Below are 12,678 nucleotides of genomic sequence, written 5' to 3' on the forward strand. Positions count from 1 at the left end.
GCTTGATAAAAATCAAGCGCCAAGGGCGGCGTTGACCGGATGCTGGCAGCAGCGGTCAATCACTGCCGGCCGAAAAGCCCCGTCTCGATGCAACCCGAGCGACCTGAGTGATCAGGCCGGCCCACCGTTGGAGGCCATCATGAGTCACTATCAACGGCTGTTGCTGATCATGCGTCCAATGCTGCACCAGGCGGTCGCCCTGGAGCAGGCTGTTGCACTGGCCAGATCGGCATCGGCCAGCCTGCACATCGTCGCCTTGCTCGAGTCATTGGACAAACTCTGGCTGCTGGAGTCCGGTAAGCATCAAGCGGAGCGGCTTGCTCAGCATGAACAGCTGGAAGCCCAGGCAAACGCACTGCGTGCCTCCGGCGTGCAGGTGACGACCGAGGTGGCCTGGAGTAACGACCTGCAGGATGACATTCTGCAGCACGTGCTGGAGATGCAACCGGACCTGCTGCTCAAGCAGGTCGAGCATGAGCCTGCGCTCAAGCGCGCCTTCTTCACGCCGCTTGACTGGCAACTGTTGCGCCACTGCCCGGTCCCGGTCTACTTGCTCGGTGCCAGCCAGCCGGCGTTGCCGCGCCAGATCGTGGCGGCGGTGGACGTGGCCGACACCTCGCCAGAGGGGCAAGCCCGAAATGACAGCATCGTCCAGCAGGCCGGTGCTTTGGCCTTGCAGACAGGGGCGCAACTGGACCTGCTGCACGCCTGCGATCTGTCGATGGCCTACATGGGCGATATGGGGTATGCCGCCTGGGCCATCGGTGACATTGCCGAGCCCTTGCGCCAAGCGCTGGAGGATGATTTCAGGAAACTGGCCGAACGCTTCGGCGCACCACCGCAACGTTGCCATTTCGTGCTCGGACGCCCGGTCGCGGTGCTCAGCGCATACGTCGAATCACAGCCGGTGGAGGTACTGGTCCTGGGGCGGCCCATCGCACGGGGACTGGACCGTCTGTTCGGCAGTACCACCGAACATGTGTTGTACCAGGTACCTTGCAACATCCTGGTGGTGTAGGAACGTGCGGATGACTACGCCATGGGCGGGAGGCGCTCGGCGACCAGGGCGCTGGTGGCGACGATGTCCAGCCGGGCCTGGCAAGGGGCGGGCAGGCGAAAGGGCTTGATGCTGTCGGCGACCAGGATGCGTTCGAACATCCCGTTTTGGAACAGCGCCCCGCGCTGCTGAAGCTGCGGCGGCGTAGGCTATCCTGCAGCCGCACCGGGAGGTGCCCGATGAGCCCGTATCGCCGGATTTTGCTGATCATGACCAAGGCTCAAGCCAATGCCGCGCTGGACCGGGCCATGGCCCTGGCTGCGGCGTCTGGTGCTGCCCTGCACGTGCTGGGTATTCATGAACCCGGCGAACTGCGCCTGCGCCACGAGTTGCCGACAACCCCGCGGCCTTGCGTTTCATTCGTGCATTTCAGCACAGCGCTCAAGGCGCTGCTCGATGAACAGCCGGCAAGGGGGGCAAGCCCAGGTTTCGAGGCCGTGGAAACCTCCGATCCCCGAGACCTGGTGCCGGCCTGCATTGCCCGCTATGCGCCTGACCTGGTGATCAAGGACTGCTCGGGCTGTTCCCTGATCGATCAGCGGGCCCGGACTTCACTTGACCAGGTACTGTTGCATGGGAGCGAGGTGCCGTTGATGTTCGTACCGGCGAATGCCCCAGCCATGCCAGCTAGCGTGCTGGTCGCGGTGGATGTATCCCACGCCTCGCCGCTCAATGACGCACTGGTGATGGCCGGTCAGCAACTGGCAACACAATGCCAGGGCCAGCTGAACCTGCTTTCGGCTTACGACCTGCCAATCGCCATGCTGGCAAATCCTGACCTCGCCGGCCCTTGGGCGGATGAGCTGCGGGAATCGCTGCAGTTGCCGTTCGATGCGTTGGCCGATGCCCACGGCATCGCCCACAACCATCGATTCTTCAGCGAAGGTGCGCCGTTGCGTGTCATCAAGTCTCATATCGCAGCGCTGGGAGCCGATGTGGTGGTGGTCGGCGCCGTGCAGGCCAGGCGTTGGGCCAAGCTGATCGGCGATACCACCGAGCGGCTTGTCAGCCATGCGCCGTGCAGCATCCTGACGATCAGGCCTGCACCTGGCAGTTGAATCAGACGGTATCGCCTGTTCGGCCATGGCGCACCACCTCCACGCAGAATTGACCTTCGTAGGGGGGCACATGGCATTCGACGATATCCTGCGCCGCGACCTGCAGATGAATGCCGACGATATCGGCATGCACCGGTTGGTGGCAGACGTGGCGGTCGACGAGCACCGCGCTGATGATGTGGCGCGCACCCAGGTCGGCGAGATAGGCGCAGGTGCGTAGCAGAGAGTGCCCTTCGTAGAGCACGTCATCGACCACCAGCAAGGTGGTTGCGGCAAGGTCGAGCTTGGCGAGTTCAGGGTTTTCGGTGAGTTGAGTATGGGCATGCAGGAGGCTCAGGTCGTCTGCATAACGCTTGACCTTGATCGGGTAGAGCGGCAAGGGCGCAGCACCGGTGAGTGCCTGCAGGTGCAGTTGCAAGCGCTGCGCCAGCGGCTCACCACGCCGCTGAATGCCTACCAGTGCCACTTCGGACGCAGGCAGACAGGCCATGGCCTGGCGGGCCATCGAGCGCAGCACGCGGTCCAGATCGTCTTCGTCATACAGGCGGACCCTCGATGGAGCGGGGCGATTCATGGTGTTTCTCCTTTATTGGATATCACTGGGCGGGAGCCTACCCGGGCACCTTGAGGTGGGCTTGATAAAAGCCAAGTGATAGCCAGCCGAGTCCGGGCCAGGAACCTGAGTTTCAGTGCATCGCGGATACTGCATCTACCAGACGGGCGCAGGCACCAATAGCCTGCTGATGACACTGATGGGCCATGGCCGTTACCGGCACGCGAGATCTTTATTACCTGCATAGTTGACCTAAGATAACTTCTGCCGCCTTTCAGATCGTCGCGTTGCGCGGGCAGTGATAGCGTTGCTACATACGCTTTTGATCCCGAGGCGTGGCCATGTATCAGAACCTGGCTGTTCTGGCCGCCTTGCTGGTGCTGTACGCCAGCCTGGCCGGTGCGCTTGAATCCAAACCTGTCAATGGGCCGCTGTTGTTTCTGCTGGCAGGCCTGGTGGCAGGCCCCTCCGGGCTCGGGTTGTTGAACCTTTCGCTGGACCGCAACGATCTTCGCTTGCTGGCCGAGCTTACCCTCTCAATCGTCCTGTTCAATGATGCCGCCAAGGCCAACCTGGCCCAATTGCGGCAATCCCGTAGCCTGCCCTTGCGCTTGCTGACCCTGGGGCTGCCACTGACACTGATTGCGGGCTGGCTTGCTGCCTGGCTGATGTTCCCACGGATGCCCTGGCTGGAGATGGCGCTGTTGTCGACGATACTGGCCCCGACCGACGCCGCCCTCGGCAAGGCCGTCGTGAGCAACCCCGACGTTCCGGCCGATGTGCGCGAGAGCCTGAATGTCGAAAGCGGCTTGAATGACGGCATTTGCGTGCCGGTACTACTCTTGCTGTTGGCATTGTTGACGGAGGCTCATTCGACGATGCCTTTTGCCTTGGCGGGCTACTTCTTCCTGGAGGAGTTGGGTATCGGTGTTCTCACGGGGGCGGCGCTTGCGCTGTTGGTAGGCGGGTTGTTACGACTGTCGCAACGCCATTGCCTGCAGATCGAGGCCTGGCAGCAACTGGTGATGCCCGCGCTGGCATTACTGAGCTTCGCCAGCGCTCAGGCACTGGGGGGCAGCGGTTTTATCGCCGCGTTCTGCGCAGGGCTGCTGACAGGTTACCTGTTCAAACGGGAAACCCAGCCGTTGATCGTCACCGGCGAGTCGTGCGGTGAAGCGCTGTCGCTGCTGACCTGGGTGGTGTTTGGCGCCTATGTGGCGCCCAAGGCTTCGCAGATCATGGCACCCTCCGTCTGGTTCTACGCACTTTCGAGCCTGTCGCTGGTGCGAATGCTGCCTGTCTGGCTCAGCCTGGCGGGGAGCACACTTAGCGCCGAGAGCCGCTTGTTCATCGGCTGGTTCGGCCCCCGTGGGCTCGCGTCCATCGTGTTCGCGATACTGATACTGGACGCGCCGTTGCAAGAGGCTGGCACGATCATCGCGTGCACCATCGCTTGCGTTGTGCTGAGCGTGGTATTGCACGGCATGAGTGCATTGCCGGGGGCGCGGCGGCTGGGGCGCAGCGCACGAGAATGAGGGTGTGACAGGAGACCGACCGGTATCATCAAAGCATGTACGCGCAGAAGCGCACCAGGAGTCATCCAGCAAAGAAAATGGGCTTGTTGGCTGGCAGGGGCGGTCATACTGATCTGGTTTACCACATTGGCCAATGTTGGCGGCGCCTACATCACTGGCCGGCTGGGCGCCATCAGTGTATGGGGCGTACCGGTACCCGGTCTGAGCCTGATCGGTTGGTACTGGTTCAGCCCCACGCGCGTTCAAGAGGCCTGGAACCCAGGGCATATACCCGTCGCACAGGCGGTTACCAGCAGCATCCCTCTGACGCTACCCGTGGCTGTCGATGGGCCCGAAGGACCGTCGCGATGGGGTGGATTCCAGGGGGGCAGGCACAGCGTTAAGATGGAACCGGTTCATTTCTGCAGTTGGATAGGGAGCACTGAAATGTTGGTTGATATGGCTGCCTTCACACCGTGGTCGGCTCTGGCAGGCGGAGCACTAATAGGCCTGGCCGCCGGGCTGTTCGTGGTGGCGAACGGGCGCATTGCCGGTATCAGCGGTTTGCTCGGCTCGCTATTGCAGCGCACGGGAGAAGGGCGTGGCGAGAAACTGTCGTTTCTGCTGGGCATCATCGCGGCGCCACTTTTGTGGCGAGCGTTCTCGGCGATGCCCACGGTACATTTCAGTACGGCCCCCTGGTTGCTCATGGTCGCAGGGCTTCTGGTGGGCGTGGGTACCCGCTATGGCAGTGGCTGCACCAGTGGCCATGGTGTGTGCGGCCTTTCTCGCCTGTCCCCTCGCTCGGCGGTGGCCACGTTGTGCTTCATGGCGGCCGGCTTTGCCACCGTCTTCGTGGTTCGCCACCTTTACCCAGGAGCATGAAATGACCCGGATCAGCGCATTCATCGCGGGGTTGCTGTTCGGCATGGGGTTGTTGCTGTCGGGCATGGCAAACCCCACCAAGGTACTGGGGTTTCTCGACCTCGCGGGGCAGTGGGACCCGTCACTGGCACTCGTCATGGTGGGCGCCATCGGTGTTGCACTGCTGCCGATGGCTTGGGCGCGTCAGCACGCTGTGTCCTTGCTCGGCGGCGCGATGCAGTTGCCTGCCCGGCGCGACATTGACCGACGGCTAGTGGGTGGCAGCCTGATCTTCGGCATTGGCTGGGGGCTAGCCGGGGTGTGCCCAGGGCCGGCCCTGGTGCTGCTGGCCGGCGGGTTTTGGCAAGGCTGGCTGTTTGTGGCAGCGATGCTGGCCGGCATGGCGCTGTTCAATGGGCTGGAAGTGCTTAGTAAAAGCCGCCAGGCGTAAAGCAAGCTGCGGCCGTGCCGCGTAGACAACAGCGGGTGGGTTTCATTGGGTGAGGGCAGAGGAGACAACCCCGTTGCCCTTACCGACGACATGGAACCACCCGTTATCATTGCCATCCCGACGAAAGTCGCCCATTGAAGGCGGGTGAGTGCGCGGCCAGTTGCATAGTCGTCTGTAGCCCTCGGCCACGTTTAGGGGGCGGGGAAGGAGGCCAGGTAGGCTCGCACCGTCGGCTGTTCTTCGGTCAACTGCTGGAAATTCAGCATCAGAAAGCACCGGTAACTTTCGAAGACAGGGTGATAACGATGACATGGGACAACCTGAATAAAGAATGGCGCTGAGGAATACACAATATCCCGGCCTGAGAGTTATCGGATATTGAGGGAAGCGTGAAGGGCACTTTCCAGACAGGCTATGCGTATAACTCAACTAAATATTCATTTAGTCGAGTTGGGTCGCGCGCTTACATAAAAGAAGGGTAGTTTGGTATTTATTGCTCGACAATGCAACCGACTGGCTTTATCTCAGGTTCTCTGGGTTATCGGGCTGCGGGCGCACGCTGATATCGGACAGCTTCGTGGCAAACTGAAGCGCTCAGGTAGCCTGGAATTGGGCTTTGAGGATACAGAATGGCTGGCGTGCACCCGCGCGCCAGGCAGATTTAACGGGTGTACTGACTGAGACAGAGCTGTACAGGGCGATGATTTTGACCGATTTTATCGTTTATTGAGTGAGTAAACCGCTCTAGGTTGAGGGGTTGCCAAGGTTAGGCGAAAGCGTCTATTGGGATTGATCTGGGCATTTAGGCTATTGAAAGGTCGTGGCGTCTGTGCCAATCAGAGCCAAATACGATTGGAAAAACCCGGCTCTACAAATATCTCATGCTTTATTTTCACCTGGATAATGATGAGCTACCTGAAACAGATCTCACCGATATTGCGTGTTCGGAACCGTACAGGATTGACAGCGCAACCGCAGTCACTCGAGGCCATCGCGCTTTAAGTTTCTTCTGATTTCACAGGTTCGACCTCTGGTCAGAAAAAGGAGTTCGCGCCGATGCTTGTGTTTTCATCGATGAGTAAGCATACGCGGCCTTCGCAAGTCTTCAGAAATAGCAAAGGCGCTGGCACGGTTGCTTAACGCAGTTTACGTGGCTGCAGTAACACATAGACGTAAATCGACACCTTAATGACGAGGCTCGTCGCGCCAGGAAGCGCCTTGTATCCATGGCATCGGTGGACAGAAGCGTTGAATGGGTCTGCGGCTGTGAGAGCGATCCGAGCAGCAAGATGGATTGGAATGAGGCAAAAAAATCGGCCTAGGTCGATTTACTTTCGAGATTAGGGTAAGAGGCTTCCGTGTACTGTCACAGCTGGAAAGGCGCCTGAGCTGTCATGTACCTGGCTTTAAATCTGCCCACCCAGCGGTACCGGTGACTAATACGCAGTTATGCATAATGCGTATTATGTTAAATCATGTGCTATGTAAGGGAGCCAGGGTCAGTGTCCGTTTCCATTAACCCCGTTGAGATTTTCACAAAACCCCGTTCTTTTAAAATCAAGCGCTTACGTATGGCTCCCCGTCCTCCAGCCTCCCTGCAGTTTCACAAACCTCCGTTCAGCACGCCCAGACCTTGCTCGCCTCGAATGGCTTCAAATTTATCTGCTAAACCTATTTGCCCCATACTCCCATTGGTGGCCAAGCCAAGAAACCGAGCTCCCGGTAAACATCCAGGTCGCCGAGCGACTGAGTGCGCTGGATCCAAGTATCAACCCGTTCATGAATACCTGGTACGCCCACCGATACCTCAACTGGGTGGCGTTCAGTTGGAACCCTCAGAGACCGCATCAGCTTTATCACACCTGCACCATGTCCCTCGAAAAGATGCTTAATTGGAGCTTCGCCAACGAGCTCTCGCTGTTCGAATGGACACGCGATGAATTTGAACACTACGCGGATTTCATCGCCAAGCCAGATGAGAGCTGGTGCACATCCAGCAGACAGCCTCGCTTCATCCCAGATGCACAACGTGATTTTCGTGCATGGGCTATTAATCCAGCCTGGCTGCCATTTGACGAGTCCCGCATTACCGGCTCTGAAAATGAGATCGAAGAAAATATCTGGAAGCGTGAAATCAGAATCGTCTCCCAGTTCTTGAATTTTTATCTCCAGGACGTTGGGGCTAGTCGGCTGAATGTCGCCAACGCACCGCTAGCCCACCTGGTGTTCAAGCAGCCCGAGACCCGGGAAACTATCACGGATGCCGAAATGACCTGGATTCTGCGCAATCTGAAGCGCCTGTTGAGCAGCCACGATTTTCAGGCAATTGAGATGGGCCTCATCATAGCTAGGTATTCTTCACAGCCGCTGGGGCGCGTGATTGGCTCTGCCACGAGCCCTGGCAGGCTGGATCAATTCATCATTGACGAGAGTGGTAGATGGTTTGAGCGTAAGACTGGCGCCGTAGGTTGGAAAAAGATGCCAAGAAAATTTGATCAGGTTTTTAACAGATATTTGCAATATCTAAATATTGACAAACGGTGTTTACTCCCGCCCTCACCCATATTTCCCACGGATAATTCCAAGGGTGCGATTGGGCTCAAGGGTTTAAGGAAAATCCTAGTTAGAGCCAGAGAAGCGCTGGGAAACTTAGCGTCTGCGTCCAATTCACCAGCCATCCGTCAGGCTTCACATAAATTTAGAGGATTGACCGTCGCGCTTGTCCGGGCCCCGGAGTTGACAGTCGATAACGGCGAGGAAGGCAGAAAGTAAAACAAGGGTGAGTTTTTATCGGCGTCAGATCGGCTTGGCACTGCGAGCAAGGCTGGCGTGAATGTCGCTGACTGAAGCCTGTTCGTTGCTGGAGGAGCCTGCCTCATCCATACTCAAAAGCGTTCGATTCATTCCAGACATGTTTCGCCTCCATTAGCGAAGCAACAAATTCCTGCTGCTGACACTCTTGTTCAGATAGCGTGAGCGTACCCTTCTAGGCCCGGCTATCGTGAATCGAGACATCGTCGGACGACGACGCCTCGCCGCCCCCGGCTTCCATCCGTCAGCCTATACGCTGTGCTTGCTTCCCGGCACCCAATCCTCCCTCCCGGGTACTCGACGCGACGTGTTTTTTATCTCCTCACGTCTGTGCCCTTCGCTCAGAGCCGGCCTTTTCGAGCCTGAATGTCCGATAGATTCGAGGTGTCGGCGCCCTTCCCTCATGACCGGCTAAGCCGCTGGCTTGCACCATGGCTCCCACACAGGTAGCTGCGTATGACCGCGTTGGACTTAGAACGCTGCACAGGTGTAGCCCGCCTACACCGGCCGACGTGGCGTGTGCTTGCAGCTTATTTGGAAGATCTGCACAAATTTCTCTTCCGTCATCGTTTCAATATCTGAAAGAGAACTCACTCTAAGTAGGCTCAGCGGGTTCTTCGCTGTGGACTTATAAATACTGCGCAGTATGGCTTCTATTCGCCCCCCCGACTGATAGCGATTATGGCGATCGATGATTTTAATTCCTGCTAACTGGGCCGCTTGGTTCACCCTCGAAGAAGAATCGGAGTGATCGATCTCGAGCTTGGTAATGCGGTAAAGATGCTGGGAGGATGTGTTGGGCGGATAACCTCTTTAAGTCGACCAGAGCTTAGGCGAGGCAACCTTCCATTACTCTAGATGAGGCGAAATACCTCGTTAGATTGATTCGACGAATGGCGATTTCCTATGGTGATACTCGTTAGCCGGTCTCTATGAGCCCGAAGGTGCGATAGACACAAAATATCCTACGGCAAGGCCCTAGGCTGTGAGCTTCGGAGCAGCGCGCAGCAAACGCCAGAATCTAGAAGCCAACCTTCGGCAGCCTGAACATTCGGCTAGGTAGTATGTCTGCTCTACTTTCGACTGCTTCCCAAATACCCTATGCTGGCCTTTTGATTTTGCGCATGGGGCCTCCATGCTCCTGGAAGGAGCTAATATGGGCAAGCAGCACGCAACAGGGGCATCGCATGTTGAGGGAATTGATTTCGACATCCCTCTTCTACCCGAATCTGCTATCGACACCGATCAGCTATCCCGAGTAGGGTTCGCTGAAATCGCCACCTCCTCGCTTCGTAAAGTGCCTTCGACGTCGGGCTTCGTGCTGTCAATCGAAGGCCCATGGGGAAGCGGAAAAAGCTCAGTTCTCGCGATGATTCAGGCCCTGCTCAACCGTGAGGACAAGAAGCGTCAGCCAGTGATTGTGCATTTTAACCCCTGGCTGGTTGGCGACAAGGATGCCCTGCTCCGCCAGTTTCTCGCCAGCATTGCTAAGGCCGTTAAATTGAGCGATCACAGCAAGGATGGCCGGAAGGTAGCCAAAGAGCTCAAAGCTTACTCAAAGGTTTTTGATGTCCTAAAACTCATACCAGGCGTGGAGCCGTGGGCGTCCCTGGTTAAGTCGGTAATGGATGCTGCAGGCGATGCCAGTGAAGCCGTTGCAGAGTACAAATCGCCTGACCTTGAGGAGCAAAAGGAGCGAGTTGAGGCTGCGCTTAGGAGCTTTGATCGCCCTGTCATAGTTTTCATCGATGATGTCGACCGTCTTTTCCCTGCTGAAGTATTTGAGATGATCAGAATCATCAAAGCAGTCGGGGGACTGCCAAGGGTCGGATATGTCGTGGCTTGGGATTCCGCATACGTTACTGCAGCTCTCTCAAGCGTTAAGGTTCCTCAATCGAGCTCGTACCTGGACAAGATCGTTCAAGTCAGGATGCCGCTGCCAAACCTGTCCTTGAGCGCCCGGTCAAAGCTGTTTGACTCGGCTGTCGGGAGTCTTGATCCGAAGGCGATCCAAACTTACTTCGAGGGGCAAACCAAGCGGCTGGGCTTCCTGTATCAACTGGGGTTACGGGACTTGTTGGAGCAGCCCCGAGATCTTGCCCGGGTATTCAATGCTGTGCGAATGATTGAGCCCCTTCTACGGGGTGAGATTGTGTTTGCTGACATCCTTGGGCTAGCTGCGTTGTCGGTGAAAGCTCCGCAGGTGTATGAGCTGTTGAGGATTAAGCCACAGCTGTTCGTGGGGCATCTGCCAAGTGAGATTGGGCCTGGTGATTCTACAAAGCTTGTCGCTGACGGCTCAGCTGAGCGAGCAACTGCATATGCACACGGACGCACTGACGCAATTCGTAAAGTCGTTCATTTCCTGTTTCCTGAGGTGGCAGCGGCAGAAGAAGGCTTCTCAATGGGTGACGGTAAGTACACTGATGGAGTGATTTCAGATCCTTCACGGCTACTCGTCGCGCTGCAGTTGGGCATAACAGATGGTGATGTGAGCATCAAGACGGCTCGACAGTATCTAGAAAATCCCGCCCAGCGGGAGAACATAGTTGCTGCTCTCACTCCTGACGTGTGCCATGAATTTATGGACATGCTCGGCCAAATCGGCTCCTCTTTGCCGAGCGATCAACTCGACGATATTTCAAGTGTTTGTGTATCGCTCGCTCGGCTTGTTGATTCTTCCGTTTTTGTAAAGCGTGGAAGACACCGTGATGGGGTCTTTGGAATGAGCCCTGACGACCTCGCCTTGCGACAGATTAAGCTGCTTACAGCTTCCTTTGACTCCATGAGCGCCTCAGCAATCTACACCCAAGTGGCTATTGACCCATACGCACTGAGCTGCGCGGCCGAGTTGCTTCGAGTGAGCTACGTACCGAATCAAAGGAGGTACGACAGCGATCTTTTGCTTGAGCAGGACAACAAGGACGCTGTGATACAAGCCTTTGCTCAAAACGTGCTGAATGCGACAGAGGAGAAACGATTTTTTGAGGTCAACCTTCCAAGTCGTGTTCTCTGGACACTTGCGCGCCTTGATTCTCAAGCATGCAGGAAAATCTTCCGTATCGTGGAAGCGTCCGAAAAGTCTCTTGATCAGTTCGCTCTCCACTTCCTACGTAACAGTTGGGATTCGAGCAACGGCCAAGCCTACGCCCTGCCAAGTGATGAGGGAGTGACCAAAGCATTTTGCCCACTGAAGACCCTGCGTCAGCATGCTTCCAAGCGACTCGCAGATGAAACACTGGCCTATCCAGCGCGTGCAGCATGGCAATCGGTGCTAGACGGCAAGCCCCTTTATGGCGTGGACGGCACCGACGCAAGCAGATGATTAACTGGGGTTCTTCTCTAGGAAAACCATTACGTTTCGGCGGTTGCGGAATGATGTTAAATTGCCATTCCTGATACGAGGAATGCCCAAGGAGTGTTTCGTGAGGAATGGTTTGCTGGTTTCTTGTATGGCTCTTTCCCTTACTGGATGTGGAGATGGTGGCGAAGCCTACAGAAAGCAGGCGGAGAGCCTTCGCGGGGACATCAGTTCTCTGCAAGCACAGATTGCAGCTGCGAAAACCAGGATCACTCAGCTCGAACAGGAAAATAAGACTCTCAAAGAGACACCGGCAGTGTTCTTAGCCCAGCTCAGAAAGGCTGTGGATGCCGGGGACGAGACAACCGCGAAAGCAGCCTTGGCATCGTTAACCTCCCGCTACGCCGACTCCGCTGAAGCTGCGATCGGAAATGGCCTTTTGCAAAAAATGGTCAAGGATCGCGAAGCTAAGGAACAAGAAGAGCGCCGACTGGCGGCTCTTGGTATGAAAGCGATCCCGGTCAAAGGCTCGTTCACCGCGGACGACAGCGCCGTCTCACTTCAGTCTGCTCAAGTGGCCGGCCAATGGAGCTTCAACGATCACGGGGATGAGTACGAATACCGCTCGGCTGAGCGCGGCTCTCGGTACATCACCGCGAAGGTGACCTACTCGTCCAAGAGCAAAGATCCCCGTTTGGCCCCTCTGATTGTTTACGCATCAAACGGTGGCGAGCTCAAACGCCTTGGCGTCATGGGCTTTGAGTTCGTTAGCTGGAGCAGCTATGCGACCTTCCTGGGAAACTACCACGACGACGCTAACGATTTTGCTCACAAGGCAAGCATCAGATTCTCAATGGGTCTTCAAGTCCCTAATGAAGCGATCATTAAACCCCTGTACATCGTTGCCTCGTCTTCAGGTTGCGCTAATCGTAGCTCGGATCGATTCGGTAATCCGCCCGTGAGCTACTCGACCTATAGCTGTGACCAAGCTGCTCCCGCTGTGCTCCGGGCAAGCGATTTCAAAGAAGGCCGGTTCGGCATCGTTAAGCGCATCGATTGATACTGAGAT

At 56.9% G+C, this 12,678-nt stretch carries 10 protein-coding genes; 8 read left to right on the top strand and 2 right to left on the bottom strand.

Annotation, left to right across the window (positions count from 1 at the left end; all coding sequences use genetic code 11):
- The first annotated feature begins 139 nt into the window (after positions 1-139).
- Positions 140-1,018 (top strand): universal stress protein, encoded by an 879-nt coding sequence (locus V6093_RS04560; RefSeq protein WP_265979126.1) that lies wholly within the window; start codon positions 140-142, stop codon positions 1,016-1,018.
- Positions 1,019-1,032: 14 nt separating this feature from the next.
- On the opposite strand, the gene V6093_RS04565 is transcribed toward V6093_RS04560, so the two are convergent.
- Positions 1,033-1,158, bottom strand: a complete 126-nt coding sequence (locus V6093_RS04565) for a hypothetical protein (RefSeq protein WP_014756736.1) — start codon at positions 1,156-1,158, stop codon at positions 1,033-1,035.
- Positions 1,159-1,236: 78 nt separating this feature from the next.
- On the opposite strand from V6093_RS04565, the gene V6093_RS04570 reads away from it, so the two are divergent.
- On the top strand, positions 1,237-2,115 hold the full coding sequence (locus V6093_RS04570) for a universal stress protein (protein WP_179052861.1): 879 nt from the start codon (positions 1,237-1,239) through the stop codon (positions 2,113-2,115).
- Position 2,116: 1 nt separating this feature from the next.
- Here the strand turns inward: V6093_RS04570 and V6093_RS04575 are convergent, their stop codons facing one another.
- Positions 2,117-2,689 (bottom strand): bifunctional pyr operon transcriptional regulator/uracil phosphoribosyltransferase, encoded by a 573-nt coding sequence (locus V6093_RS04575; RefSeq protein ID WP_047602794.1) that lies wholly within the window; start codon positions 2,687-2,689, stop codon positions 2,117-2,119.
- A 320-nt stretch (positions 2,690-3,009) separates the two neighbouring features.
- Between V6093_RS04575 and V6093_RS04580 the strand changes: the two genes are divergently transcribed.
- From V6093_RS04580 to V6093_RS04605, 6 genes are all read left to right on the top strand, one after another.
- Complete coding sequence (locus V6093_RS04580) at positions 3,010-4,203, top strand: sodium:proton antiporter (RefSeq protein ID WP_108078686.1); 1,194 nt, start codon at positions 3,010-3,012, stop codon at positions 4,201-4,203.
- A 426-nt stretch (positions 4,204-4,629) separates the two neighbouring features.
- A complete protein-coding gene (locus V6093_RS04585) occupies positions 4,630-5,067 on the top strand; it encodes a YeeE/YedE family protein (protein WP_004577361.1) in 438 nt (145 codons plus the stop codon).
- A gap of 1 nt (position 5,068) precedes the next feature.
- On the top strand, positions 5,069-5,497 hold the full coding sequence (locus tag V6093_RS04590; RefSeq protein WP_004577360.1) for a DUF6691 family protein: 429 nt from the start codon (positions 5,069-5,071) through the stop codon (positions 5,495-5,497).
- A gap of 1,779 nt (positions 5,498-7,276) precedes the next feature.
- On the top strand, positions 7,277-8,269 hold the full coding sequence (locus V6093_RS04595) for an integrase (RefSeq protein WP_265979120.1): 993 nt from the start codon (positions 7,277-7,279) through the stop codon (positions 8,267-8,269).
- A gap of 1,195 nt (positions 8,270-9,464) precedes the next feature.
- On the top strand, positions 9,465-11,633 hold the full coding sequence (locus tag V6093_RS04600) for a P-loop NTPase fold protein (RefSeq protein WP_265979118.1): 2,169 nt from the start codon (positions 9,465-9,467) through the stop codon (positions 11,631-11,633).
- 100 nt (positions 11,634-11,733) lie between these two features.
- A complete protein-coding gene (locus tag V6093_RS04605) occupies positions 11,734-12,669 on the top strand; it encodes a hypothetical protein (RefSeq protein ID WP_265979116.1) in 936 nt (311 codons plus the stop codon).
- Positions 12,670-12,678 lie beyond the last annotated feature (9 nt).

Source organism: Pseudomonas putida group bacterium ESBL64 (assembly GCF_045277175.1).
In the GTDB taxonomy this organism is placed as follows: domain Bacteria; phylum Pseudomonadota; class Gammaproteobacteria; order Pseudomonadales; family Pseudomonadaceae; genus Aquipseudomonas; species Aquipseudomonas alloputida.

Bases quoted from the DNA above. Each gene is read 5' to 3' on its own strand.
- V6093_RS04560 (WP_265979126.1), top strand. From the start codon at position 140: ATGAGTCACTATCAACGGCTGTTGCTGATCATGCGTCCAATGCTGCAC.
- V6093_RS04565 (WP_014756736.1), bottom strand. From the start codon at position 1,158: ATGTTCGAACGCATCCTGGTCGCCGACAGCATCAAGCCCTTTCGCCTG.
- V6093_RS04570 (WP_179052861.1), top strand. From the start codon at position 1,237: ATGAGCCCGTATCGCCGGATTTTGCTGATCATGACCAAGGCTCAAGCC.
- V6093_RS04575 (WP_047602794.1), bottom strand. From the start codon at position 2,689: ATGAATCGCCCCGCTCCATCGAGGGTCCGCCTGTATGACGAAGACGAT.
- V6093_RS04580 (WP_108078686.1), top strand. From the start codon at position 3,010: ATGTATCAGAACCTGGCTGTTCTGGCCGCCTTGCTGGTGCTGTACGCC.
- V6093_RS04585 (WP_004577361.1), top strand. From the start codon at position 4,630: ATGTTGGTTGATATGGCTGCCTTCACACCGTGGTCGGCTCTGGCAGGC.
- V6093_RS04590 (WP_004577360.1), top strand. From the start codon at position 5,069: ATGACCCGGATCAGCGCATTCATCGCGGGGTTGCTGTTCGGCATGGGG.
- V6093_RS04595 (WP_265979120.1), top strand. From the start codon at position 7,277: ATGAATACCTGGTACGCCCACCGATACCTCAACTGGGTGGCGTTCAGT.
- V6093_RS04600 (WP_265979118.1), top strand. From the start codon at position 9,465: ATGGGCAAGCAGCACGCAACAGGGGCATCGCATGTTGAGGGAATTGAT.